Source organism: Priestia taiwanensis (assembly GCF_014638355.1).
Classification (GTDB): Bacteria; Bacillota; Bacilli; order Bacillales; family Bacillaceae_G; genus Priestia_D; species Priestia_D taiwanensis.
In genome coordinates, this window is sequence record NZ_BMFK01000002.1 from 237,329 (window position 1) to 262,404 (window position 25,076).

The window sequence follows — 25,076 nt, forward strand, 5'->3', positions numbered from 1 at the left end:
CTTCCACCTCTTTAATCCGTAATAACACGTAATACTTCTTCCGTCGTCGTAATGCCTCGCTTCACTTTTACTAATCCATCATCTAACAAGAACTTCATTCCACGTTTCATAACAAACGATTGAATATCAGTGACTGGTTGATTGTTCATAATCATCCGTCTTAACTCATCATCCATGACGAGTACTTCATGTACCGCAATACGCCCCCGATACCCAGTCATATTACAGGTTGGACATCCCTTCCCTTTGTAGATCGTATGAATGGTCATTCCTCTACTTTCGAATATTTCTTTTTCTCGCTCCGTTGCCGCTTTTTCTTGCCGACAATCTCGACACACTTTTCGAATGAGTCGCTGTGATACAACACCATTTAATGACGAAGCAATAAGAAACGGCTCAATTCCCATATCAATTAAACGATTGATTGTACCAATCGAATTATTCGTATGTAGCGTACTTAACACAAGGTGACCTGTAATAGATGCCCGAACCGCCATATCCGCTGTTTCACTATCACGTATCTCTCCGACCATAATAATATTTGGATCTTGGCGAAGAATAGAACGAAGCCCTGCCGCAAATGTAAGGCCAACAGTCGGATTCGTCTGAATTTGATTAATCCCTTCTAGCTGATATTCAACCGGATCTTCAATTGTGATGATATTCACTTCTTCACTATTTAACTTGTGTAACGCTGCATATAACGTAGACGATTTCCCGCTACCAGTCGGACCAGTAATAAGAACAATCCCGTGTTGCTTTTTCATCAATTGGTTCATCTTCTCTAAATTACCCATTTCAAAACCAAGCTGTTCTAAATCATTCAAGACAGTATTCAAATTCAAAATACGAATAACAATTTTTTCTCCGTAAATCGTTGGTAACGTACTAATACGCAAATCCACTTCATACATATCAATGTTCATCTTCATTCGACCATCTTGCGGGATTCGTTGTTCCGTAATATCTAAGTTGGACATAATTTTCAACCGGGCTATTAAGACTCCTTGCATATGCTTTGGTAACATTCGTTCTGTACGTAACGTACCGTCTACTCGGTAACGAATATTGATTTTCGTTTCTTGTGGATCAATATGTATATCGCTTGCTCGTTGGATAACAGCTTGCTGCAACAGTTGATTAACAAGCTTAATAATAGGTGAGTCTTCTTCTACTCCAACAACCTCTTCTACCGCCGGCTTCGGAAGCGCCGATGCCCAGTCACTTACATAATCATCGAGTTCATAATACTTCGTAATGCTACGAATAATATCATCTTTCGTAGCAATAGCTGGTTCAATTTGAAAGCCAGTCGCAAGTCGTAAATCATTGATAGCGAAATAGTCCATCGGATCTGCCATCGCAACATACAACTTGCTTCCTTCTTTCTTCAATGGAATAACAAGGTGGCGTTTCGCAAAGTCTTTTGATATAACAGTGAAAATAGACTCATCAAACGGATAACGGTACAAACTCACATGCGGAATACCAAGCTGAAACTCTAGTACTTCGATTAATTGTTGTTCCGTAATATATCCTTTTTGAAGGAGAACATCCCCAAGCTTTTGGTTATTACTTTTCTCTGCTAATGCTTGCTGTAGTTGTACTTCTGTTAATAAATTCGTCTCTACTAATAAGTCTCCCAACCGCTTTCGCTGCATACTTATGCCTCCCTTTCCACTCCAACATCCACTTGAGCTGTGTTACTTCCCCTGTTGGTTAGATTGTATTTCCCCTTGCTTTTCTTGCTTCTCTTCCCGTTCCTCACTCTCTTCCCTATATAAAGAATCTTCCGTTACTTCTTTTATCTTCTCATTCTCGTTATTCGTCTCTACTTGTTTTGGTTCTGACATTCCTACTTCCATAACCGTTTTAGTTGGTGGATAGAAATCTTCAAACAACACTTCTTCTCCCACTACTCCAGAAGGTGATACTTTCTGTCGCATCACTACACCACTTATCCCATCTCGCCCTTGCTGCTTCACACGGCGCTTTCCTTCGCTTAAATGTGGCGCTACAATACTCTCCACTTGTGGTTCATATGTCACCTTGTTTGCCAAAAGCGTTTTATACGTATAAATAAAAGGTACTCCAATAACATCCATTGTTAATCGACCTTGTTCATATGTCGAGACAACTCGATATGTAGCCTTATTATTATGACCAAATGCAAAATCTAATTTATTTGTGACCACTTTCGCTTCACTTCCAAGAGTCGTATAACTTGGTAATGTCCGTCCTATATGTCGCTCTTGTATGTAGAAGTTCGTTGGCATCACTACTTGGAATAGTGTTGTCGAAATGAAACTCCACTCTTCATCGCTATACATATCTCCTTTTGCCATCGGTCCTTGTAAGAAAGAAAATGTTTCATTTTTCTCCAAACGAATATCACCGAACTCATCTACCCAATGAGAAACAACATCTCGAAATCTCTTCGGAACCTCTAAAGAAGACGTACTCACTACTTGCTCTTTCCCCGCTTCCACACGTACATAATCATTTAGGTCTATCACATATTTGCCACTTTGTAGCTTCCTTGCTCGTTGTATAATCGCTTCATTTAATGACGTAATATCCAAATGCTCCTGTAAGGTTCTATCTGCTATTTCTGTTACATGCCTTCTTAACATCGCATGACCCACTTGTATATGTATATCTAAGCTCGTTGGTTGTTCAATAATAAGTTGCTCCATTGTTTTATCTAGATCAATCCGAAAAACGTCAGAAGAAACTTTTTCTTCTTTCCCTTCATACAAAAGTGTAATTTGCTGTTCATTCTGCCACTTTTGCAAACTCGATTCTATTAAACTTCTCGCTTCTGTATATGACTTTCCATCCAACTCTATTCCAGCAACATTTGTCCCAGTTAGAAACGAATCTTCTCCGTAGACCACTGACTGAAAGAAATTCTTCCCATAATAAACAATGAATACACTACATGCTACTAGCAAACTAGCTATTAATATTCGTTGATTCTTCCTTTGCATTCGCACGCACCCCTCTTAAATAGGTATTAAATAATAGACAAAAATCGAAAACTCATGACTTTTTACTTATAAATATCCCTTTTTCCAATTGCATCATCTAGGAATATTTTATAATATATTAGTAACATATGGAATATATTTCTGCAAATTTACAAATGAATAGACATTTTGTCACATAAAACGACACATTTTATTTGTTTTTTAGACATAATTTCCATAAACCCCGACAAATAAGATGTAGTACAGGAGAATTAGATTATGATAAAAAGACTAGTAAAACAAGATGGATTCACACTTTTGGAACTACTACTTTCCTTTACCATTTTAATGATTGTCCTAATCGGATTTTTCACTTTCTTCTCTAATGCTGCTAGTTTCACAAAGAAAAACAACGAAGATTTACAGGCTATCAACCTAGCGCGTGATGTAGTAGAGAGAACAAAGGTATCTGTACATGCAGAAAATTTAATAAAAAAACACATAACGCCTAAGAAAGAAACGAGCACAAAAACTAGTACGATAAGCTCCATGACGTTATCACAAAAAACTATTCCAGGATTATTAGAGAACAAAGGTATCGGAAAAGACGTATCGGCTCTTTTAACAGAAATAGGAATTAACCAAAAAGGTATATTTATTGATCCTGAGAGTGATCATTTCCAAGTAGTTTGGGCACTTACTTCACCACCTCTAGATACACCTGGATTAATGATGCTTACCGTCTCTATCTATCATAAGGATACAGCCTTAGAGGATAAGGGAGAAGCCGTCACGGAGACATATGGATACATTGAAATAAGAGAAACATAATACGAGATCTTCCCAAAATCAAAAAGGACTTACAGTCATATACAGGGAGAGACATTGGAGGGATATAACATGAGACACATACAAAATCAAAAAGGACTTACGCTCATAGAACTATTGGCAGCTATGGCCATTCTTCTTACTACGTGTGGATTATTTTTCAGTATATTCATCAGTGTATTCCAGACAAATGACCGTATCCAACAGAAAATAACGGCTCAACAAGAAGCAAATTATATTGTATCGGCATTAACAAAAATGCATCAAGAAAGTCAAGAATATGTGATTAACCAACCTAGTCCATCTGAAATAGAATTAAAAGATACTAAGCATCCAATGAATGCCGTAAAATTAGGCAATACCGGATACGAATACAGCTTCATGATTACTCCGGCAAACAGCAAAGAAACAAAAAATATTTTTATGAACGAAAAGGTAACCTTAACCGGGCCAGATGCCCAAACACACCTACACGTTTCATTAACCGTTACAAACAAAGAGAATAACAAAGATACCTTCACCATTGTTACAACTATTTCCCGTATGACGAAAGCACCTGACTAAAAGGAGGATTACGATGACAAAGAACGAACAAGGCTCTACTTTACTCATTGTCCTACTAGCAAGCACATTAATTGTCACCTTCGGATTAGTACTACTTGGCAATACAATTAGTACCGCAAAACAAACGACTAAAACAGAGGAAACTATTCGGGCCACACATTTAGCAGAGATGGGAGTTGTCCATTTAAAGAAGGTATTAGAGACTTCAAGCGGGATGGATAAAAAGAATTTGGAAGCAGAATTAAAAGCACTTGCAACTAACATAACTAGTCCACCTTTTCAAACAAGCGATATGTATTATAACGTTACATTTAAAGACACAAAAGATAACAAAAACACTAGTACAGCTATCTTTGAGATAAGCGGAGTAGACGCTAAGGAAACAAAAACATTAACCTCCTCTTTTACGCTCACTCATTCAAGTAGCTATTCAAGTGTAGAAGATATTGAAAGTAATTTAACTTTTAAAAAGCCAGAGCCATTGTATATAGAACAAAACGCTTTAACTATCTCAACGAATGAAACCATTCAAAAAGATACTCAATTTAACGAAAACGTTACACTAATTAAAGGAGGAGAACTTACAACTAGTACAGCTATTTTTAAGAAGCCTTTCAACATGAGCGCGGACCATGAAACAAAGAAAGAAGGGAAATTAACGATAAACGGGAACGCACAATTCCAACGGTTTCACGGCTCCGCACCAAGCATCGTCACAATTAATAGAGATGCATTCTTCCATGACCGATTTATGCTTACCGGAACAAACTCTTCTCTCTATATAAAAGGAAATTCCAAATTTCACAACGGCTTCGAATTAACTAACAACTCTGACGCTACAATTGATGGGAGTATGTTTTTTGATGGATCTGGACAAAATTTAAACTTGGAAAGTGGTAGTCTACTTACTGTGAAGGGAGATTTCTTTATTCGAGTTCCATCTTTTGATAAATGGTTTCTAGACTTACGTGGCACAATTGTAGTCGAAGGGAATTTATATATTGCAACAAAAGACAAAGTATCCAACAAAGACATCATACGTGTAAACCCTACGTCTATCAGTCAAACACCTGTAACAGACAATGTTCCATCTATAATAGAATCAAATGCAAAGACTATTTATGTTAAAAAACGAGCAATCAATTCTAACTGGAGCGTTTCCCTAGATACAGTCGAATACTAAAAAAAGCAGGATAAGTCACCGACCTATCCTGCTTTCCATTATTTCTTCATATACTTCCTTACTTCGGAAATAAAATACAATGAACCTGTAATAACACAAATCTCATTTTCTCCAATTTCCGCTAAGGTCTCATCAATTGCCACTTTAAAATCACCGTATACAACATGTTCTTTACTTGCGTACTCTGCTAATGTTTCTGCCGGTAACGCTCGGTAGAAATCAAATGATGTGAAGACCATTTTGTCTGCTAATTCTTCTAACATCGGTACCATTTCCCCAATTTTCTTATCTGACACAGCACTAAACATAATGGTAATTCTCTTGTCACAATAATGTGTTTGCAGTGTATCAACTAAGCATTTTACTCCTTCTGGATTGTGAGCACCGTCAATAATAACAGTTGGATTGTCCTGGACTTTTTCAAAGCGACCTAACCAAAATGTTTTATGAAGAGCCACTTCCATTTGCTCTTTATCTACTAGTATCGAGAAGTATGTTTTTAAATAGTGCATTGCCATAAGTGCTAGTGAGGCGTTCTTCACTTGATGCTTTCCCTTCATTGTTAACTCCGCATGCGGCAATGAACCGAAAGCACATGAGAAGGAAAATGCCTCTCCGCCTTCTGACTGACCTTTGTATTCACTCATAAATTCTTTTCCTAACACGTATAAAGGCGCTTTTTTCTCTTTGGCAATCGGTGTGATAACTTCTAATGCCTCTAATTGTTCAATCGCTGTAATAATTGGTACACCGTTTTTAATAATACCGCCCTTTTCATACGCAATTTCTTGAACTGTCTCCCCAAGAATATGTTGATGATCTTGTCCAATGTTCGTAATAATTGTCACGAGTGGATGAATCACATTCGTAGAATCAAGACGGCCACCTAGACCTGTTTCAAACAAGACAATATCAGTCGGATTCATACAACCGAAATAGTAGATTGCCATCACCGTAATGATTTCAAATTCCGTCGCTTCTCCCAAATCTGTTTCACACAGTTTTTCCGCAACAGGTTTCACAATTTGAACTAATTTCGTAATCTCGTCATCAGAAATTGGTGTTCCGTTTACACTAATACGCTCATTAAACTGTTCAATATACGGTGATGTAAACGTTCCTACTTCGTATCCTGCTTCTTGTAGCATGTAACGCATATAACTTAGCGTCGAACCTTTACCATTCGTTCCTGCGAGATGAACGGCTTTTATGCGTCGTTCTGGGTTATCTAATTGTGCTAACATGAATTCCATTCGTTCTAATCCCGGCTTAATTCCAAATTGTAGACGATCATGAATCCACTGGATTGCTTCGTTATATGTATGCATCGTTCTTACTCCTTTTTATCCGTTTCATTTCTCGTTTCATTATACTATTTGTACTATGACGACGCCATAACGAAGCCCCCTCATTCCATCTGAATAAGGGGGCTTTCTTTTTTATAGATTACTAGCTTGTTCCTCGATCATTTGCTTCTCTCGTCGTCTCATACGAATCGCAATAAAACTACCAATGATTAAGAAGTTAAGTGCAGCTGCTAAGAAGCCACCTGCAGGTGATAAGGATAGTGCGCCTGTAATGAATGAACCTGCTACTACTCCTAATGAGAAAAATGCATAGAAGATACCGAATGCTTTTCCTCGCTCAGATTCCGTCGTATGTTGTACAATTAACACACTCATCGATGGGAAAATGAAAGCAAATCCTAAGCCATAAATTCCTAAAATAACGAACATCATGTTTTTTGTATCAAATATACTTAATAGTACTAATGAAAATGCGATAATTCCCATTCCAATTAACATGATTATTTCTCGTTGGAATCTATCAAATATTTTATTCGTTGGAAGAATAAAGAAAATAATAGCCACAATACCGAATGTGCTTAATAACATCCCTGTTGTGGATGAAGGTAAACCAAGCGCCTCTACTTTAACAGGTAACATATACGCTAAAATACCTTGTGAGAACATTAACGCAAATGAACCGATGTATGCATGAACAAGACCTTTTCGGCTCCATAATGCTCGCATTTCTGTAAAGCTAAACGTACGCTTCTTCTCCTCTTTGCTTTTCACATTACCTGGTAATACAATAAATACGAAAATAGAACAAACAATCATTAATACGGCAACAACGATAAATACCCATTCAATGCCGTACATAGATTTTACAATTCCACTAAAAGCAGGACCTACAATTGCTGCAAATCCAACTGCTGCACCAGATAATGCCATCGCTTTTCCTTGTTTGCCATCTTCTGAGCGATTCGCCAAGAATGTGAAGGCTGCTGGCACAAGGAATCCACCACTTATACCGTGCAAGAAGCGAATAATAATTAATTGAATTGGTGATGTCACCACTGTATATGAAAGAAGGATAATCCCTGTAACAAGCATTCCCCATCCTAATACTTTCTTAGCCCCAGTTCGATCAATCCACTCTCCAGCTACGACATTCCCCATCATATTCGATAGAGAATACATTCCGACAGCCATCCCCATTAGAAGAGGGGTTGCACCTAGACTTTGTGCATATGGACTAATAATCGGAAGCTGGGAGAACGTATCAATAAACGCTGTTACGACGATAAAATATAAGAAATATTTCATGACCTTTCTCCTCTACGCTAATTTGTTCTTAGTATACCATCATTGATAATTATTATCAATTAATAATAAATATAACCTAATAATAAAAGGATTACCACTTCCAATAATTAGCGAAGTTATCCTAGAATTCTATTTTCACTATGTTAACAGTATTTTTCATCCTTATACATTCTATCATATTATAACAACAGATATGCTTCATCATTTTTGTCTATTTTGTTACTAAATGTTTTCGAAGTAGATTATCTTGGATGATTTATCTAAAGTACCTAGAATTTATCAAAAAAAGCTACTAGTCATTCGACTAGTAGCCTCGTTGCATTATTTCTTTAATTCTTCAATACGCTTTAGAACTGCATCGCGTTTTTCGATGTAGTCTGCTTCTTTCGCGCGCTCACCTTCAATTACATCAGCTGGAGCTTTCGCTACGAAACCTTGATTTGATAATTTCTTCTGTACACGCTCTACTTCTTTGTTGAATTTCTCTAATTCTTTTTCAAGACGTGCAATTTCTTCATCCATGTTAATTAAGCCTGCAAGTGGTAAGAATAATTCTGCACCTGTTACGATTGTCGACATTGACTTCTCAGGAGCTTCCATGCCTGTTGCAATCGTTAAGTTCTCTGGGTTACAGAAACGCTCTAAGTACGAAGCATTCTTCACTAATTGTTCTTTAACGTTCTCGTCTTTCGCGTTAATCATTAATTCTACTTTCTTGCTCATTGGCGTATTTACTTCTGCACGGATGTTACGAACAGAGCGAATGATATCTACTAGAAGTTTCATTTCGTTCGCTGCGTCTTTGTCGCTTAACTCTGTGTTTACAGTTGGCCATGCTGCTACTGTAATAGACTCTCCGTTTGTCGGTAATGCTTGCCAAATTTCCTCTGTTACGAATGGCATGAATGGGTGTAACATGCGCATTACGTTATCTAATACGTATGCTAATACAGAGCGAGTTGTTTTCTTCGCTGCTTCATCTTCACCGTATAATGGAAGTTTCGCCATTTCAATGTACCAGTCACATACATCATCCCAGATGAAGTTATATAATACACGGCCAACTTCACCGAACTCATAACGGTCCATTAAGCGTGTTACTTCTTCGATTGTTTCATTTAAGCGTGTTAATACCCACTTATCTGCAACTGATTTCTCACCAGTTAAATCGATTTGATCATGTGTCATACCTTCCATGTTCATTAATGCGAAACGTGAAGCATTCCAAATCTTATTAACGAAGTTCCACGTTGCTTCTACTTTCTCATAGCTGAAGCGTAAGTCTTGACCTGGTGAGCTTCCAGTTGTTAAGAAGTAACGTAATGAATCCGCACCGTACTTCTCGATTACATCCATTGGATCTACACCGTTACCAAGTGACTTACTCATCTTACGTCCTGATTCGTCACGTACTAAACCGTGGATTAATACATCTTTGAATGGACGTTGTCCTGTGAATTCACGCCCTTGGAAGATCATACGAGATACCCAGAAGAAGATGATGTCATAACCAGTTACTAAGCAAGCTGTTGGATAGTAACGTTTGAAGTCTGCATCTTCTTCATTTGGCCAACCTAATGTTGAGAATGGCCATAAAGCACTTGAGAACCATGTATCTAATACGTCGTTATCTTGTGTCCAGTTCTCTACATCTGCCGGTGCTTCGTGACCTACGTGTAATTCACCTGTTTCGTTATGGTACCAAGCTGGGATACGGTGTCCCCACCATAATTGACGAGAAATACACCAGTCATGAATGTTCTCCATCCAACGTAAGTATGTTTTCTCAAAACGATCTGGCACGAAGTTTACTTTCTCTTCACCTTCTTGCATCTTAATTGCTTCTTCTGCAAGAGGTCCCATCTTAACGAACCATTGTTTTGAAAGGTAAGGTTCAACTACTGCACCACTACGCTCAGAGTGACCTACTGAGTGCATATGCTCTTCGATTTCAACAAGTACGCCAGCTTCTTGTAAGTCTTTCACTAACTGCTTACGGCACTCGAAACGATCCATTCCATGATATCTACCTGCTTTTTCATTCATTGAACCATCTTCGTTCATTACAAGAACGCGAGGTAAATCATGGCGGTTACCAACTTCGAAGTCATTCGGGTCGTGAGCTGGAGTGATTTTCACTACACCTGTACCGAACTCTTTATCTACATAATCATCTGCAATGATTGGAATTTTACGACCAACGATTGGTAATGTTACTGTTTTGCCGATTAAACCTTTGTAACGCTCATCTTCTGGATGAACCGCTACTGCTGTATCACCTAACATTGTTTCTGGACGAGTTGTCGCAATACGAATATGTCCTGAACCATCTGTTAATGGGTAATTCATGTGGTAGAATGCACCTTGTACTTCTTTATGAATTACTTCGATATCAGATAACGCTGTACGAGCAGCTGGATCCCAGTTAATAATACGCTCACCGCGGTAGATGTAGCCTTTTTCGTATAACTTTACGAATACTTCATTTACTGCTTTTGATAAACCTTCATCTAATGTGAAACGCTCACGAGAGTAGTCTAATCCAAGACCAACTTTCGCCCACTGTGCACGGATGAATGAAGCATACTCTTCTTTCCACTCCCATGCTTTCTCTAAGAATTTCTCACGGCCTAGGTCGTAACGAGTAACGCCTTCTGCACGAAGTTTCTCTTCTACTTTAGCCTGTGTTGCGATACCTGCATGGTCCATACCTGGTAACCATAATACGTCGTATCCTTGCATACGCTTGAAGCGAGTTAAAATATCTTGTAATGCTGTATCCCATGCGTGACCTAAGTGTAATTTACCAGTTACGTTTGGTGGTGGAATTACGATTGTATAAGGCTCTTTCCCTTCGTCACTCTTTGCTTCGAAGAATTTACCTTCTAACCACCACTGATAGCGATTTTCTTCTACTGCTTTAGGATCATACTTTGTTGATAACATTTTTTCAGTTGTATTCTCCATTGTTTTCCCTCCTAATGTTCATACTATAAAAACAAAAAACTCCACTCATCCTTCTTAACGAAAGGACGAATGGAGTTATATTCGCGGTACCACCTTTATTTGCAGCAACTAGTAATCATTCTATGCGTTGCTACACACTCATGTTTTAACGGTTATTATCCGTCTTTTGCTACTTAACAACTTGTTCACAAAAGCTGCTCGAGGGCTACCTTCTGACGCTACTATCTAGGAAATCTTTCAGCTAATGATTTCCCTCTCTTAAGATGTACTTCGTCGTACTCCTCCCTGTCATTGCATTACATATTTAATTTGGTTACACTCTAGTCTACAAAATAATGATAGCAATCGTCAATATGCTCGCTTATTTTTTTACAATTAAGTTATGTTTCATATGCCGAAACGTTCCTATATAGTTTACCTCTTCTATACAACTTTTATACTTTCAAGAATGATTAAGAAATACAAGCATACATATGTACTAAACTGGAGGTGTCCATCATGAAACAACGAAAATTGCTCCCTTATTCACGCTCTCCTTGGTTACAACGCTTTTTCTCTTCTTTCCGCACATACGTCGTACCACTAACAGTCTTTCAAGGATTTCGCACGTTATTTTTCCCTTCATTTGTTGATATTACACTATTTTTCATTTTACTTGCTTTTGCTATTAGCTTTCGTTCGAATAAGTTTTAACAATAGAAGAAGCAGCGATGAAGCTCACATATAATGGGCTTTATTGCTGCTTCGCTAATTCTTTCATATGCTCTGCTTGTTGAATTTGTGAAATAAGAAACTCTACATTATTCATCATCCAACTTGCTCGCTGTAATTTATCTGAGCTCGCTAACTCACTCTCCTTACGCTGCTGTTTCTCATATTGTAGAACATAGCGAACCATCGCGTGCGGATACGCTAAATAACTCATGAATAAATGTTTCTCTTCTTTTAATAATGGATAATGCTTCTCATATTCTACCAACCATTCAAATCGATCTGTCCTTGCGACAGGATACGTAAGAAGCGAACGCGAATAAAATGTTACTAAATCTTGAATAGGAGATGCTTCCTTTGCATTCTCTAAACTAATGAAAAAACCATTACTATCACCATCTATTAAAAAATGCTGTCTTGAGAAATTCCCATGTGTTAACACAGATCTCGTTGTTTCTTTCTCCTTCATTTCTTTTTGCCATGTTTCTAGTTGACCTACCGCAAATTCATACGCACGTGTCGTCTGATGATAATACGAACAATAATACAACTCAAACGGAGACATATACCACTTCTGTTCGCATTTCTCCACAAATTGGTCAAGTAATTCCCGCTCCGCCTCCCATTTCTTCTTCATTGTGTCGCAGTGCTTCGTGACTGTTTCCTCTGTTATCTCTTTTGATTTCGTTGTCTTCTCATGTAGCTTTGCTAGTGTACGAAACATATGATGATAATGCTCATTTTGCTCCGCAGCTCGATCCGCATTCTCTATCCACGGCATAACGTAATAGTACTCTTCTTTCTCATAAATTAAGAAACGTCCGTCATTGGTATAATAGAGTGGCAACATGCTACGAAATCCATTCTCGGTTAATAATTGCATATTTCGCAAAATATTGTTCCGTTGTTGCCCTTTTATCATTGCTTTTTTCAATGCATAGGTCCCTTTATCTGTGTATACTTTCGTTACATTTCCATGCTCCTCCATGAAATTTGCTTTTATATCAAACAACTCTAAAATAGATGCATATTTTTGAAAGAGTTCTACACGCATTTCTCTCTCCTTTCCTATGCAAATATCCCTCGCTTCGTCCATGTATTTGTTCGGAGCAAGGGATACATACTATGTTATGCTTTGGGCCTTGATGGACGTACTGGAATGTACAATAGTTGGCCTTCGAACAAAAAATCGTCCTCTAGTTGATTCTTTCTCGTAATCTGTTGTGTTTGCACTTCATATTTTTCTGCAATTGATTCTAGCGTATCACCATTTTGGACAAAATACATGCGCATTTTCCTGAATTCATTTTCACTATTACGCTGAAATAACTTCGTTAAATATAAGGCATTCTCTGGTCGATTCGGAACTTTTTCTCGGACCTCTTCTTCCTCTTCTTGTTCCACCGCCTCCATCTTTACTTCGCCTTCTTTTCCTTCATCAAGCGTATGCTTATAGCTAGCATCTTGCCTGCTAAAATATTCTACTTGCGGCTGCAAGAATGTATCCATCTCTTCTTTTTCTTTCAACTTCTCTTGTTCCATTTGCTCCTCTAAATCTTCTTCTGTCGGCATCTTTCTCATTTCAAATTGAAACGGTTCGAAGTAATGCTCACTTGCAGGCATATTTTGTACTTCTTCGGCCTCTACTCTCACTTCCTCGAACCGCGTTATTTCCGGCGGCGTATCTAATGGTTCAAATGGAACGAATGCCGATTCCATCGGTTGCTGTACTTCCTGTTCCGCCAAACCTTGGATGGATAAATCAGCAAGTATCCTTAATTCATTATCCTCTGTTAAATCATAATCAAAAGATTCAATTTGCACATACACATCTTCTACTTCTTGTATACGACTCCGTGGTATTGTAACATCTAGCGGAAATAAATGCGTTAATACATAAATACCATCTTCTCGTTCATACACTTCTTGGGCAGTACGTACGTGCCCTGTTTCCCTTAATGATGCCATCTCTCCAGCTGGCTTGGCATAATATTCCCCGTACAACTCAAGAGATCCTTTCACTTGAATATAGTCACTATATTCTTGTACTCCAACTTGTGGATGTAATTCAATCGATAGCAAGTCAGCGACTTCCTGTCCCCTTTGAAACCAAATAGCTTCGTTTAACGAAAAGCTCAATGATGTTTGATTTTCTGCTGACAAATAAATCCCCCTCCCTAGCTACACATCAAAATTCTATGACATTACAGATGTATGCACGAAAGAAGAATTTATGAGTAGAAACTTTTCCACCTCTATATGTAAACCTGTCATTATTTACAGTTTACAAAAAGGAAATCTCCTTTTATAATGCATAGTAAGTAAGAATAATAAGAATACTCTTTATAACATTCTTACAATACGCACTTATATTCTTTATCGGAGGAGAAAGAAAAATGAAAACGAAGGATATGGTTTTTGTCGCATTATTCGCGGCGCTTATGGGGGTATTAGCACTAATTCCAGCTATTAATCTAGGATTTACTCCTGTACCAATCGTCTTACAAACAATCGGTATAATGTTTGCCGGTGCTATTTTAGGTTCACGCCTTGGAGCCTTGAGCCAAATCGTGTTCTTATCATTAGTTGCTGTTGGTGTACCTCTTTTGGCTAACGGAAAAGGCGGAGCAGCAGTATTTGTTGGACCTACTGGTGGATATTTAATTGGTTACATTGTAGGCGCATTCGTAATTGGCTTTATTCTCGAAAGAACAGAAAATGTGACATTTGTTAAAATGTTCATCGCAAACCTTATTGGTGGCGTATTGATTCTATATGTATTCGGTATTCCAGTATTAGCATTTGTAACAAACATTTCAATTATGGAAGCTATTAAAGTTAATTATGCTTTCATTCCTGGAGACTTAATCAAAGTAACGATCGCAACAATCTTATCACTACGATTACGTAAAGCACTCGCAGTATATATAAAACCACATAAATCAGCTTCAAAAGTTGCATAAAAAATAGGCCTCTTCATCCAAAGAGGCCTATATCCATTTCTGCTCCTTATCCCTCTTTAATATCCCAATCGAAATACACATAGCAAGAAAAAATGGTGATAATATACTAGCAAATAAAAGTATAAATCCTATAGCGTAATTGTCATCGTCATGCGGATGTGTACTAGGAAACAACGTTCCTGCAGATAAAGCAAAAGAAAGAAAATACGGAAACCATAAGATAACGGGAACATACGATGTATACGAATTCTTCAATGATTTATTCGCTATGTATCCAATGAGTATGCCTATGAAACTAATAAACAAAATAATTAACGTAAAATATGTTAATTGATCGAGAGTTAGTCCTGTTTCCTCTGAAAGTTGACTCCCTCGCACTAATAATCCCCCACCTAATACAAAGAACACAGCATAAATGGCGCTAACCATATTAACATATCCAAACTGACTCATCTCTCACTCTCTTTTCTATATAGTAGACTATAACCTCTCTCTTAGTATTTTACAAAACTCTATCTTTCTAGTAAAATTAGAACAATTAGAATTTTCTAATAAACCATACTGTAGGGGGTTTTTATTATGGCATTCAAAGGTTCAAAAGGCTGGTACATTCAAGAATTAAAGAAGGTTGGTATTACACGTCACCCGATCGAATTACGCAAACTTGAAACATATAAAACTTCTATTATTCGCAGTATTTATGAAAAACATGTAGTAAACACAGAAACAGCAAAAGAAGCATAATAAAAAGGTCGAATTCTATTCAAGAATTCGACCTTCATTGTTTACTTCGTTAATTTCGCAAATACACGATCAACTGCCGCAAGTGATTTCTCAATGTCTTCATCGCTATGCTCTGTTGATAAGAACCAACCTTCGAATTGAGATGGCGGTAAGTATACTCCTTCATTTGCCATCTCACGGAAGAATGCCGCAAAAAAGTCTAAGTCAGATGTTTTTGCTAAATCGTAGTTAATTACTTTCTCCTTCGTAAAGAAGAATCCAATCATACTACCTGCACGATTTACTGTTAAAGGAACATTGTGCTTCGCTGATAATGCATTTAATCCTTTTTCTAACATATCACCTTTACGAATGAACTCATCATAATGAGCAGGCGTTAATTGACGTAATGTCTCAAATCCTGCTGTCATTGCCAGTGGGTTACCTGATAACGTACCGGCTTGGTATACAGGACCATCTGGTGCGATTTGACGCATAATCTCTTCTTTACCGCCGTATGCACCTACTGGGAGACCACCACCAATTACTTTACCTAAACATGTTAAGTCTGGTGTTACACCGAAGTAACCTTGCGCACAGTTATATCCTACACGGAAACCAGTCATTACTTCATCGAAAATAAGTAATGTGCCATTCGCTTCTGTCACTTCACGTAACCCTTCCAAGAATCCTGCTACTGGTGGAACTACTCCCATGTTACCTGCTACTGGCTCTACAATAACAGCAGCAATATCATCACCGTAATGTTCAAATGCTACCTTTACAGAGTCAATATCATTGTAAGGAACTGTAATTGTATTCACTGCTACTCCTTCTGGTACACCTGGGCTATCTGGTAGCCCTAATGTCGCCACTCCAGAACCAGCTTTAATTAATAATGAATCTCCGTGTCCGTGATAACAACCTTCAAACTTCAAAATTTTATTACGCCCTGTATAACCACGAGCAAGACGAAGCGCACTCATTGTCGCCTCTGTTCCCGAACTTACCATACGTACTACTTCAATCGATGGTACACGCTCAATTACTAGTTTCGCTAACTCACTCTCAATTAACGTCGGCGCACCGAAGCTTGAACCTGTCTCCGCTACTTTTTTGATTCCTTCTACTACTTGGTCGTTCGCATGACCTAAAATAAGCGGTCCCCATGATAATACATAATCAATGTATTCATTACCATCAACATCATATACTTTTGAACCTTTGCCACGTTCAAAGAAAATTGGGTTCATACCAACACTTTTCATTGCACGTACGGGGCTATTCACTCCCCCTGGCATATATTGCTTTGCTTCTTCAAACGCTTCTACCGAACGAGTATATTCTTTCATACTTATAATCCCCCTTCATCTAACCAACGAGCCGCATCTTTTGCATGATACGTAATAATTAAGTCCGCTCCTGCACGCTTCATGCTTGTTAACATTTCAAGCACCATATCCTTCTCATTTATCCATCCATTTTGTGCAGCAGCTTTAATCATGGAATACTCTCCGCTTACGTTATACGCAACGACCGGTACAGAGAAATTATTCTTCACATCACGAATAATATCTAAGTAAGATAAAGCAGGTTTTACCATTAAGAAATCTGCCCCTTCTACCACATCTGATTCCGCTTCACGCATTGCTTCGATTCTGTTAGCAGGGTCCATTTGATACGTCTTACGATCTCCAAATTGCGGAGCTCCTTTTGCTGCATCTCGGAACGGACCATAAAATGCTGATGAATATTTCACTGCGTACGACATAACTGGAACATGTGAAAAACCAGCTTCGTCTAACGCACCGCGAATTGCCGAAACGAATCCATCCATCATGTTAGACGGTGCAATAATGTCTGCTCCTGCTTTCGCTTGGGAAACAGCTGTTTTTGCAAGTAACGTTAACGATTCATCATTTTGAATAATACCATTCTCAATCGTCCCGCAGTGCCCATGTGAAGTATATTGACATAAACACGTATCTGCTACAACGACTAACTCGGGATGCGCTCCCTTAATTTGATGGATTGCTTTCTGTACAATACCATGCTCACAAAACGCTTCGCTTCCTACTTCATCTTTTTCAGCTGGTAGACCAAAGACAATGACAGATTTAATACCTAAAGCAACTGCTTCTGCAATATCTTCTTTTAGTACATCTAATGACATTTGATATACACCTGGCATAGACGGTACTTCGTTCTTTACATTCTCCCCATCTAAAACAAAGACAGGATAAATGAAATCCTCTTTATGTAAGTATGTTTCTCTCACTAATGCACGCATGTTAGCGCTTTGACGTAGACGACGATGGCGTTGAAATTGTAACATCATCGTTCCCCCTTTCTTTTTTCCCTATCTTATTTATCATTTCTTTCACTAATTCATCAAATGTGTATACGGCTGGAACAATCGTTGGTTTCATGCCGTACTCAATCGCAGCTTGCTCCGTTACAGGTCCGATACATGCAATGTGTATACCTTCTATTTGTTGCTTCCACTCTATTCCTTCTAATAAAGAAACGAAAGCACGAACAGTAGAGGGGCTTGAAAAAGTAAGTACGTCTATTTGTTTCATAGCTATTACTTCTTGTAACCCCTCTTGACTGCGCCTGTTTTCTTTCGTCTCGTACACAATAAGATCCTTCACATCTATATGATGCTTCTGCATGATTTCTGTAATCGAACTTCTCGCCAAATTTCCTTTCGGGAACAACACACGTTCTCCCGATTGAATATGCTCTGTTAATTCGGTTGCAAAAGCATCTCCCTCGAAAACAGACGGAACAAAATGAACATGTACACCTATCGTTTCAAGCACTTTCTTTGTCTTACTTCCAATTGCAGCTACTTTCATATGCTTTGGCAATGCGTATTGCTTCGTTACTGCCTGTAATAGATCAAAAAAGTAGGTCACTGCATTTTTACTCGTAAAAACAATCCATTGATAAGAAGCAATGTTCCTCACCTGTTCACGTAATTCTTTTGTCTTTTCTACTGCATCTATTGTAATAAGCGGAATGGTAATTGGAATGCTTTTCGCTTGCTTCAATTTCTCCGCGAATTCTTTTGCTTGTTGTTTTTCTCTCGTGATGACGATTCGCTTTCCTTGAAGAGGATACGATTTAGTCATTCGCTCCGATTTCTTCCTTTGCTTCGGCGATTAATTCGCGCGCGCCTTGTGCAGCCAATTTTTCTACCGCCTCTTTGCCTACCATTTCCGCGTTCTTTCCTACCACTACTTCCTTCACAATTGTTTTGCCATCTTTTGATCCTACTAATGCCGTTAACTCAATTTCGTCATTATCTGTTACCTGCGCATAACCAGCAATCGGCACTTGGCAACCACCTTCTAAACCATGTAGGAATGTACGCTCTGCATCTATACAACGACGTGTTACGTCATCATTCAACTTACTTAATACTTCTAATAAATCATGATCATCATCACGGCACTCGATTGATAGAGAGCCTTGTCCAACAGCAGGAATACACACATCTTCTCCTAAATATTCTGTCACTACATCGTCACTCCAACCAAGACGCTTCAATCCAGCTGCCGCTAAAATAATGGCATCATAGTCTTCATCTTTCAATTTTTGCAGGCGTGTATCAACATTTCCGCGAATCCACTTCACTTGCAAATCAGGACGTAATGCTAATAGCTGTGCACTACGACGTAAGCTACTCGTTCCTAGAATAGCGCCTTCTTTTAACTCCTGTAATGGTACATTATCTTTTGAAATTAATACATCACGAGGGTCTACACGTTTCGGTGTGCATCCAATTGTCAGCCCATCAGGTAATACAGCTGGCATATCTTTCATACTATGAACAGCCATATCAATTTCTTTATCTAATAATGCTTGCTCAATTTCCTTCACAAATAAGCCTTTCCCGCCTACTTTTGATAAAGTTACATCGAGTACAACATCCCCTTTTGTCACGATTTCCTTCACTTCAAACTCATACGGCAAGCCTAAATTCTTTAACTGTTCGATTACCCAGTTTGTTTGTGTAATCGCTAATTTACTTCGTCTAGAGCCAACAATAATTTTTCTCATAATAGCCTCCCAATTTACGCATACCAAAAATGAAACGATGACATGCTACCTGATAGAAAGAAGTTTAATAGTAATACAAGGTAACACGTAACATTCCACTGGCAAAAAACTCTCCCATTTAATCGATTACTTTTCTTCATATACAGTAATACAAGATACGACATCACAACAAACATCGAACCGATAATTTTCGGATCGTACCAATGGAAGGACTCTAACTTAATTGTCGCCCAAACTGTTCCAATAATAAGTGAAACTAACAGCATTGGTACACCAGTAACGTTCAGATAGTAAGACACTCGCTCGAGCTTTGACAATTCCCCTAGCCTTCTTAAGTGCTTATTCCACTTCTTCTTCTTAAGTAAGCGATACTGAATGATATACATAATCGATAATACAAATGATAATGAACACATTCCATACGATAATAACGCAAGGATAATATGAACAAATAGCAATTCAGATACAAGTGCCTCCGATAACTCCATCGATTGATAATAATTAGATGAAAACACAAATAGCATAAAAATAATGAATGCTAATACGTTCGCAAAAAACAAGATAAAATCTACCGATACGAGTTTATTTAATATTAACGATAATGTGGTCAGTAGCCATACATAGAAATAAATACTTTCTAAACTGGTTAATAACGGGAATGATCCCGTATACAGAACTTTACTGATGAAGAATGCAGTTTGTAATGCCCATATAATCGAAAGTAACCAAAAGGCTATTTTATTCGCCTTTTGGTTATGCTGTAGAAAATCAATGGAATAAAAGATTACGCTTAGCGCGTAAAGTACAATCGTTATTTCATAAACTAACGTATCATTCATATTAGCGCTCCTTACTACAACATAGCATTTTGCGCTGTCTTATTAGCGTTCCATACTTCCTTAGCTGTTTCCTGTTGCTTTGTCTCTATTTCTTGTTCAATGTTAAATATCTCTTTGAATAACATCAACTTTTCTTTTGCCATTGGCTCATTTGCCATTTCTTTCGCTTTTAAGATTGGATCACGTAGCATTTGGTTCACAATACTCTTTGTTAACTTATTAATGATTTTACGCTCCCTCTCTGTTAGTGACGGTAACTTGCGCTCTAAACTTTGAAGTGTCTCCTCTTGAATGGCCGTTGCTTTATCACGCAATGCCGCAATAACCGGAACAACTTCTAACGTTGATAACCATTTCTTAAATTGAAGCATTTCTTCTTCAATCATAATATCAATCTTCTCAGCTTCACGCGTGCGCTCTTCTACATTTGCTTCCACGATGCCTTCTAAATCATCAATATCATACAAGAAAACATTATCAAGTTCATGAATGGATGGATCTAAATCACGAGGAACCGCAATATCTACCATAAATAGCGGACGGCCTCGTCGCATTTTCTCGACATGTTCCATCATATCTTTCGTAATGACATATTCCTTTGCGCCAGTTGAACTAATTACAATGTCCGTTTCGACTAGTGCACACTGCAACTCATTCAACGATTTCGCATCACCTTCATATTTCGATGCCATACTTTGCGCCTTTTCATATGTTCTATTTAATACCGTTACTTTGTTCACACCATTACCATACAAGTTCTGCAGTGCTAGTTCACCCATTTTTCCTGCACCAATAATTAATACATTACAGTTGCGCAATGATCCGAAGATTTTCTTAGCCAACTGTACTGCAGCATAGCTAACAGATACGGCGTTTTCACCAATCTCTGTTTCTGAATGTGCTCGTTTCCCTACTGTAACAGCTTGCTTGAATAACATATTGAAGATTGTTCCTGTCGTTCCTAATTCTTGCCCTAATAAGAAACTAGACTTTACTTGCCCTAATATTTGTGTTTCTCCTACTACCATGGAACGTAGCCCACACGCTACATGGAATAAATGATCCACAGCTCCTTCTTCTTCATGAATACGTAAGTAAGGAGAAAATTCTTCTACAGGTAGTTGGAACCACTCTGACAAGAATTGCTTCACATAATAACGACCTCGTGGTAATTGATCTACAACCGCATAAATTTCCGTTCGATTACATGTAGAAACAATCACATTTTCTAAAATGCTATTGCAGTCTTTCAATGCTCTCATCGCTTTTTCCAAGTCTGAGCCTTGAAATGTTAACTTTTCCCGAATTTCTACTGGGGCAGTTTTATAGTTTAACCCGACAACCAAAATGTACACTTAGAAAGGCCCCCTATCCTTTTCTCTGTCCTTTTTCACTATTATAACATTATTTAAGTAAGTAAAATTTGATAATAATGTGAATATATTTATACTTATCATAAGAAAATGATGGTATTTGGTGACTTCCTACTTGCACATAGGTGTACTTTCACCCTTCACATACATGTTCGACATATTTCACACTACTCCCTATCCATATTTTATTATAATAGTTTATTCCGGAAATAAGAAAAAAAAAGAACTAATAATTAAAAAATAACTTTTCTCCCATTATTTTTCCACTTTTTCTATGTATATATGCAAAAAAGAAGTGCGTACGATACGCACTTCTTTTTTTTATTGTACAAACTTATAAATAGCAGACCATGCTTTTTCTTTTCCCTCTCCTGTTTCAGAAGAGAATAGCACAAGCTCGTCACCTGTTTCAATTTGCAATGTTTCACGCACTACTTTCAAATGCTTCTGCCATTTTCCTTTTGGAATCTTATCTGCTTTTGTCGCGACAATAACCGTCGGGATTTCATAATGCTTTAAGAAATCATACATCATGACATCGTCTTTAGACGGTGCATGGCGCAAATCAACAAGTAACACAACTGCTTTTAATTGTTCACGTGTTGTGATATATGTTTCAATCATCTTACCCCATGCAGCACGTTCTGTCTTCGATACTTTTGCATATCCATATCCAGGAACGTCTACGAAATATAAAATATCATTAATGTTAAAGAAATTTAGTAATTGCGTCTTTCCTGGCTTGGACGAAATACGCGCTATTGCTTTACGCTGTAGCATTTTATTAATGAATGATGATTTCCCAACATTTGAACGACCAGCTAAAGCGATTTCTGGGAATTGACTCACTGGATATTGGTCCGGCTTCACAGCACTTGTAATAAATTCGGTTTTTGTTACTTTCATTGTTTCTCTCCTACTAATGCATGCTCGAGTACTTCATCTAGATGTGATACTAATACAAATTCAATATCTTCTTTCACACTATCTGGAATGTCTTCTAAGTCTTTTCCATTTTCATACGGCATGATAATTTTCTTTAGTCCCGCTCGGTGTGCACTTAATGATTTTTCTTTTAAGCCACCAATTGGTAACACACGACCACGTAATGTAATTTCTCCCGTCATCCCTACTTCACGGCTAACAGGGCGCCCTGTTAATGCAGATACGAGTGCAGTTGCCATCGTAATACCTGCAGATGGGCCATCTTTTGGTACAGCACCTTCAGGAACATGGATATGAATATCATTCTTTTCATTAAACTGTGGATCAATATTCAACTCTTCAGCTTTCGAACGAATATAACTAAATGCAGCATGTGCTGATTCCTTCATTACGTCGCCAAGCTTTCCTGTTAAGATTAGCTTTCCTTTCCCTGGTGATAATGATACTTCAATTGCCAATGTATCTCCACCAACTGTTGTATACGCTAATCCTGTTGCTACACCAATTTGATCTTCTTTCTCTTTCGTACCATAGCTGAACCTCGGTTTTCCTAAGAAATCATGTAAGTTCTTCTCTGTTACGGTAATTCGCTTTCTTTTCTCCGTTACGATAATACGAGCCACTTTCCGGCAAATAGATGCTAGCACTCGCTCTAAACTACGAACTCCGGCTTCACGTGTATGATGGCGGACAATTGCAAGCAATGCCTCATCACGCACTTGAAGGTTCCCTTTTTTCAATCCGTGTGCTTCTAATTGCTTCGGTAGTAAGTGGTTTTTCGCAATATGCATTTTCTCTAATTCTGTATAACCAGCAATATGAATAATTTCCATACGATCACGCAACGGCGCTGGAATGGATCCTAGATTATTCGCTGTTGCTACGAACATTACTTTCGATAAATCGTACGTTTCTTCAATATAATGATCACTAAATGTATGATTTTGTTCAGGATCTAAAACTTCTAACATTGCAGAAGATGGATCACCTCGAAAATCATTCGACATTTTATCGATTTCGTCCAATAAGAAGACCGGATTAATTGTTCCAGCTTTCTTCATTCCTTGAATAATACGGCCTGGCATCGCCCCAACATATGTGCGACGGTGACCACGAATTTCTGATTCATCTCGCACACCACCTAACGAAACACGAACAAAATTACGATTCAATGATGTCGCAATTGAACGCGCGAGTGATGTCTTACCAACACCTGGAGGCCCCGCTAAGCAAAGGATCGGTCCTTTCAATGAATTCGTTAGTTGTTGAACAGCTAAGTATTCAAGTACACGCTCTTTCACTTTCTCAAGTCCATAATGTTCTTCGTCAAGAATTTTCTCTGCACGTTTTACATCTAATATGTCTTCTGTCGTTTCTGTCCAAGGAAGTTGTAATAACCAATCAATATATGTACGGATAACACCACTTTCAGCCGCGTTTGCTGGTAGTTTCTCGTAACGATCTAGCTCCTTAAACGCTACCTCTTTTGTGCTTTCTGGCATACCAGATTCCACGATTTTCTCGCGTAGCGTTTCTACTTCGCTACCCTTGCCATCTTTGTCACCAAGCTCCTTTTGGATAGCTTTCATTTGTTCGCGTAAGAAGTATTCTTTTTGTGTACGTTCCATTGAGCGCTTTACGCGTTGATTGATTTTCTTTTCAAGATGTAATAATTCTTTCTCATCTTGAATATGTGCAATCAACTTCATAAGACGCTCTTTCGCCTCATATGTCTTTAAAATATCTTGCTTTTCTTTTACTTTCAACGGAAGATGAGACGCAATCGTATCCGCAAGTTCACTTGAGGATGAAATATCTGCTGTCGCAAGGTATGTTTCATGCGTTACTTTCTTCGATAAATTAACGTATTGCTCGAAATGTTGAAGCAATGTGCGCATTAACGCTTTCTCTTCTAATCCATCTTCTTCCTTTTCTTCCAATACGCCAACCGTTGCTTCTATGTATGTTTTTTGCTCATCATACGTAATAATTTCTGCTCTATGTAACCCTTCCACTAAGACACGGATTGTGCCGTTTGGTAACTTTAATAACTGTTTTACCTCTGAAATTGTTCCAACTTTATATACATCTTGTTCATTCGGATTATCCTCATCCATCGCTTTTTGCGCAACAAGAAAGACTAATTTATCATTCGCCATTGCTACTTCTAGCGCTTCAATTGACTTTTCACGTCCTACATCAAGATGTAGCACCATTGTTGGATATACTAAAGTGCCTCTTAATGGCAGGAGGGGTAGAACCATCTCTTTTTTATTTGTCATTGTTAGTACACCTCCAAAATGTATTGCCCTATTATCATATTGTATATTA

Annotated in this window: 22 protein-coding genes and 1 other annotated feature; of the genes, 6 read left to right on the plus strand and 16 right to left on the minus strand. The window is 38.1% G+C overall.

The genetic code is table 11. The annotated features are described in order from the left end of the window. Positions 1-11: 11 nt before the first annotated feature. Positions 12-1,661: a GspE/PulE family protein gene (locus tag IEV41_RS13360; protein ID WP_188389006.1), complete on the minus strand. Its 1,650-nt coding sequence runs from the start codon at positions 1,659-1,661 to the stop codon at positions 12-14. A 42-nt stretch (positions 1,662-1,703) separates the two neighbouring features. Further along, positions 1,704-2,990 carry a VanW family protein gene (locus IEV41_RS13365; RefSeq protein ID WP_188389007.1) on the minus strand — a complete coding sequence of 429 codons (1,287 nt, stop codon included), beginning with the start codon at positions 2,988-2,990 and terminating at the stop codon, positions 1,704-1,706. A gap of 258 nt (positions 2,991-3,248) precedes the next feature. Here IEV41_RS13365 and IEV41_RS13370 point away from each other — a divergent pair, with 258 nt between their 5' ends. The 3 genes from IEV41_RS13370 to IEV41_RS13380 all read left to right on the plus strand — a co-directional run bounded on the left by IEV41_RS13370 (position 3,249) and on the right by IEV41_RS13380 (position 5,544). Continuing rightward, entirely contained in the window at positions 3,249-3,800 is a 552-nt protein-coding gene (locus IEV41_RS13370) for a type IV pilus modification PilV family protein (RefSeq protein ID WP_188389008.1), read from the plus strand. A gap of 69 nt (positions 3,801-3,869) precedes the next feature. Beyond that, positions 3,870-4,361: a PulJ/GspJ family protein gene (locus IEV41_RS13375; RefSeq protein ID WP_188389009.1), complete on the plus strand. Its 492-nt coding sequence runs from the start codon at positions 3,870-3,872 to the stop codon at positions 4,359-4,361. A gap of 13 nt (positions 4,362-4,374) precedes the next feature. Continuing rightward, positions 4,375-5,544, plus strand: a complete 1,170-nt coding sequence (locus IEV41_RS13380) for a hypothetical protein (protein ID WP_188389010.1) — start codon at positions 4,375-4,377, stop codon at positions 5,542-5,544. A gap of 38 nt (positions 5,545-5,582) precedes the next feature. On the opposite strand, the gene IEV41_RS13385 is transcribed toward IEV41_RS13380, so the two are convergent. From IEV41_RS13385 to IEV41_RS13395, 3 genes are all read right to left on the minus strand, one after another. After that, positions 5,583-6,872, minus strand: coding sequence for a bifunctional folylpolyglutamate synthase/dihydrofolate synthase (locus IEV41_RS13385; protein ID WP_188389011.1), 1,290 nt, complete (start codon positions 6,870-6,872; stop codon positions 5,583-5,585). Between the two features lie 111 nt (positions 6,873-6,983). Continuing rightward, entirely contained in the window at positions 6,984-8,156 is a 1,173-nt protein-coding gene (locus tag IEV41_RS13390) for an MFS transporter (RefSeq protein ID WP_188389012.1), read from the minus strand. Positions 8,157-8,477: 321 nt separating this feature from the next. Further along, the gene (locus tag IEV41_RS13395; RefSeq protein ID WP_188389013.1) at positions 8,478-11,123 is read right to left on the minus strand and encodes a valine--tRNA ligase; all 2,646 of its coding nucleotides are present in this window, start codon (positions 11,121-11,123) and stop codon (positions 8,478-8,480) included. A gap of 58 nt (positions 11,124-11,181) precedes the next feature. After that, positions 11,182-11,424, minus strand: a binding site (T-box leader). Positions 11,425-11,621: 197 nt separating this feature from the next. On the opposite strand from IEV41_RS13395, the gene IEV41_RS13400 reads away from it, so the two are divergent. Next, a complete protein-coding gene (locus tag IEV41_RS13400; protein WP_188389014.1) occupies positions 11,622-11,816 on the plus strand; it encodes a YszA family small membrane protein in 195 nt (64 codons plus the stop codon). Positions 11,817-11,856: 40 nt separating this feature from the next. Here IEV41_RS13400 and ysxE read toward each other — a convergent pair whose 3' ends face one another. Together ysxE and spoVID are read right to left on the minus strand one after the other, a co-directional pair. Then, positions 11,857-12,888, minus strand: coding sequence for a spore coat protein YsxE (gene ysxE, locus IEV41_RS13405; RefSeq protein ID WP_188389015.1), 1,032 nt, complete (start codon positions 12,886-12,888; stop codon positions 11,857-11,859). Positions 12,889-12,962: 74 nt separating this feature from the next. Then, complete coding sequence (gene spoVID / locus IEV41_RS13410) at positions 12,963-13,997, minus strand: stage VI sporulation protein D (RefSeq protein WP_188389016.1); 1,035 nt, start codon at positions 13,995-13,997, stop codon at positions 12,963-12,965. A gap of 233 nt (positions 13,998-14,230) precedes the next feature. Between spoVID and IEV41_RS13415 the strand changes: the two genes are divergently transcribed. Continuing rightward, complete coding sequence (locus IEV41_RS13415; RefSeq protein ID WP_188389017.1) at positions 14,231-14,797, plus strand: biotin transporter BioY; 567 nt, start codon at positions 14,231-14,233, stop codon at positions 14,795-14,797. A 27-nt stretch (positions 14,798-14,824) separates the two neighbouring features. Here IEV41_RS13415 and IEV41_RS13420 read toward each other — a convergent pair whose 3' ends face one another. Next, positions 14,825-15,250, minus strand: coding sequence for a hypothetical protein (locus tag IEV41_RS13420; protein WP_188389018.1), 426 nt, complete (start codon positions 15,248-15,250; stop codon positions 14,825-14,827). 126 nt (positions 15,251-15,376) lie between these two features. Between IEV41_RS13420 and IEV41_RS13425 the strand changes: the two genes are divergently transcribed. Further along, positions 15,377-15,541: a YflJ family protein gene (locus IEV41_RS13425; protein ID WP_188389019.1), complete on the plus strand. Its 165-nt coding sequence runs from the start codon at positions 15,377-15,379 to the stop codon at positions 15,539-15,541. Positions 15,542-15,582: 41 nt separating this feature from the next. On the opposite strand, the gene hemL is transcribed toward IEV41_RS13425, so the two are convergent. From hemL to lon, 8 genes are all read right to left on the minus strand, one after another. Continuing rightward, complete coding sequence (gene hemL, locus IEV41_RS13430; RefSeq protein WP_188389020.1) at positions 15,583-16,872, minus strand: glutamate-1-semialdehyde 2,1-aminomutase; 1,290 nt, start codon at positions 16,870-16,872, stop codon at positions 15,583-15,585. A 2-nt stretch (positions 16,873-16,874) separates the two neighbouring features. Further along, complete coding sequence (gene hemB / locus IEV41_RS13435; RefSeq protein WP_229722241.1) at positions 16,875-17,855, minus strand: porphobilinogen synthase; 981 nt, start codon at positions 17,853-17,855, stop codon at positions 16,875-16,877. Beyond that, positions 17,812-18,657, minus strand: a complete 846-nt coding sequence (locus IEV41_RS13440; RefSeq protein ID WP_188389022.1) for a uroporphyrinogen-III synthase — start codon at positions 18,655-18,657, stop codon at positions 17,812-17,814. The genes hemB and IEV41_RS13440 overlap by 44 nt, the downstream gene beginning before the upstream one ends. Continuing rightward, positions 18,650-19,588, minus strand: a complete 939-nt coding sequence (gene hemC / locus IEV41_RS13445) for a hydroxymethylbilane synthase (RefSeq protein WP_188389023.1) — start codon at positions 19,586-19,588, stop codon at positions 18,650-18,652. Before hemC ends, IEV41_RS13440 begins: the two co-directional genes overlap by 8 nt. Positions 19,589-19,602: 14 nt before the next feature. After that, entirely contained in the window at positions 19,603-20,427 is an 825-nt protein-coding gene (locus IEV41_RS13450) for a cytochrome C assembly family protein (protein WP_188389024.1), read from the minus strand. 14 nt (positions 20,428-20,441) lie between these two features. Further along, positions 20,442-21,782, minus strand: a complete 1,341-nt coding sequence (hemA, locus tag IEV41_RS13455; protein WP_188389025.1) for a glutamyl-tRNA reductase — start codon at positions 21,780-21,782, stop codon at positions 20,442-20,444. A gap of 339 nt (positions 21,783-22,121) precedes the next feature. After that, positions 22,122-22,706 carry a ribosome biogenesis GTP-binding protein YihA/YsxC gene (gene yihA / locus IEV41_RS13460; RefSeq protein WP_188389026.1) on the minus strand — a complete coding sequence of 195 codons (585 nt, stop codon included), beginning with the start codon at positions 22,704-22,706 and terminating at the stop codon, positions 22,122-22,124. Further along, entirely contained in the window at positions 22,703-25,027 is a 2,325-nt protein-coding gene (lon, locus tag IEV41_RS13465) for an endopeptidase La (protein ID WP_188389027.1), read from the minus strand. Before lon ends, yihA begins: the two co-directional genes overlap by 4 nt. Between the last annotated feature and the right edge of the window lie 49 nt (positions 25,028-25,076).

Excerpts from the sequence above, each read along its gene's own strand:
- IEV41_RS13380 (WP_188389010.1), top strand. The coding sequence starts at position 4,375 with ATGACAAAGAACGAACAAGGCTCTACTTTACTCATTGTCCTACTAGCA.
- hemB (WP_229722241.1), bottom strand. The coding sequence starts at position 17,855 with ATGTTACAATTTCAACGCCATCGTCGTCTACGTCAAAGCGCTAACATG.
- IEV41_RS13375 (WP_188389009.1), top strand. The coding sequence starts at position 3,870 with ATGAGACACATACAAAATCAAAAAGGACTTACGCTCATAGAACTATTG.
- lon (WP_188389027.1), bottom strand. The coding sequence starts at position 25,027 with ATGACAAATAAAAAAGAGATGGTTCTACCCCTCCTGCCATTAAGAGGC.
- IEV41_RS13450 (WP_188389024.1), bottom strand. The coding sequence starts at position 20,427 with ATGAATGATACGTTAGTTTATGAAATAACGATTGTACTTTACGCGCTA.
- IEV41_RS13420 (WP_188389018.1), bottom strand. The coding sequence starts at position 15,250 with ATGAGTCAGTTTGGATATGTTAATATGGTTAGCGCCATTTATGCTGTG.
- IEV41_RS13440 (WP_188389022.1), bottom strand. The coding sequence starts at position 18,657 with ATGACTAAATCGTATCCTCTTCAAGGAAAGCGAATCGTCATCACGAGA.
- IEV41_RS13425 (WP_188389019.1), top strand. The coding sequence starts at position 15,377 with ATGGCATTCAAAGGTTCAAAAGGCTGGTACATTCAAGAATTAAAGAAG.
- yihA (WP_188389026.1), bottom strand. The coding sequence starts at position 22,706 with ATGAAAGTAACAAAAACCGAATTTATTACAAGTGCTGTGAAGCCGGAC.
- IEV41_RS13395 (WP_188389013.1), bottom strand. The coding sequence starts at position 11,123 with ATGGAGAATACAACTGAAAAAATGTTATCAACAAAGTATGATCCTAAA.
- hemL (WP_188389020.1), bottom strand. The coding sequence starts at position 16,872 with ATGAAAGAATATACTCGTTCGGTAGAAGCGTTTGAAGAAGCAAAGCAA.
- IEV41_RS13415 (WP_188389017.1), top strand. The coding sequence starts at position 14,231 with ATGAAAACGAAGGATATGGTTTTTGTCGCATTATTCGCGGCGCTTATG.
- hemC (WP_188389023.1), bottom strand. The coding sequence starts at position 19,588 with ATGAGAAAAATTATTGTTGGCTCTAGACGAAGTAAATTAGCGATTACA.
- IEV41_RS13400 (WP_188389014.1), top strand. The coding sequence starts at position 11,622 with ATGAAACAACGAAAATTGCTCCCTTATTCACGCTCTCCTTGGTTACAA.
- IEV41_RS13365 (WP_188389007.1), bottom strand. The coding sequence starts at position 2,990 with ATGCAAAGGAAGAATCAACGAATATTAATAGCTAGTTTGCTAGTAGCA.
- IEV41_RS13370 (WP_188389008.1), top strand. The coding sequence starts at position 3,249 with ATGATAAAAAGACTAGTAAAACAAGATGGATTCACACTTTTGGAACTA.
- ysxE (WP_188389015.1), bottom strand. The coding sequence starts at position 12,888 with ATGCGTGTAGAACTCTTTCAAAAATATGCATCTATTTTAGAGTTGTTT.
- IEV41_RS13390 (WP_188389012.1), bottom strand. The coding sequence starts at position 8,156 with ATGAAATATTTCTTATATTTTATCGTCGTAACAGCGTTTATTGATACG.
- IEV41_RS13385 (WP_188389011.1), bottom strand. The coding sequence starts at position 6,872 with ATGCATACATATAACGAAGCAATCCAGTGGATTCATGATCGTCTACAA.
- IEV41_RS13360 (WP_188389006.1), bottom strand. The coding sequence starts at position 1,661 with ATGCAGCGAAAGCGGTTGGGAGACTTATTAGTAGAGACGAATTTATTA.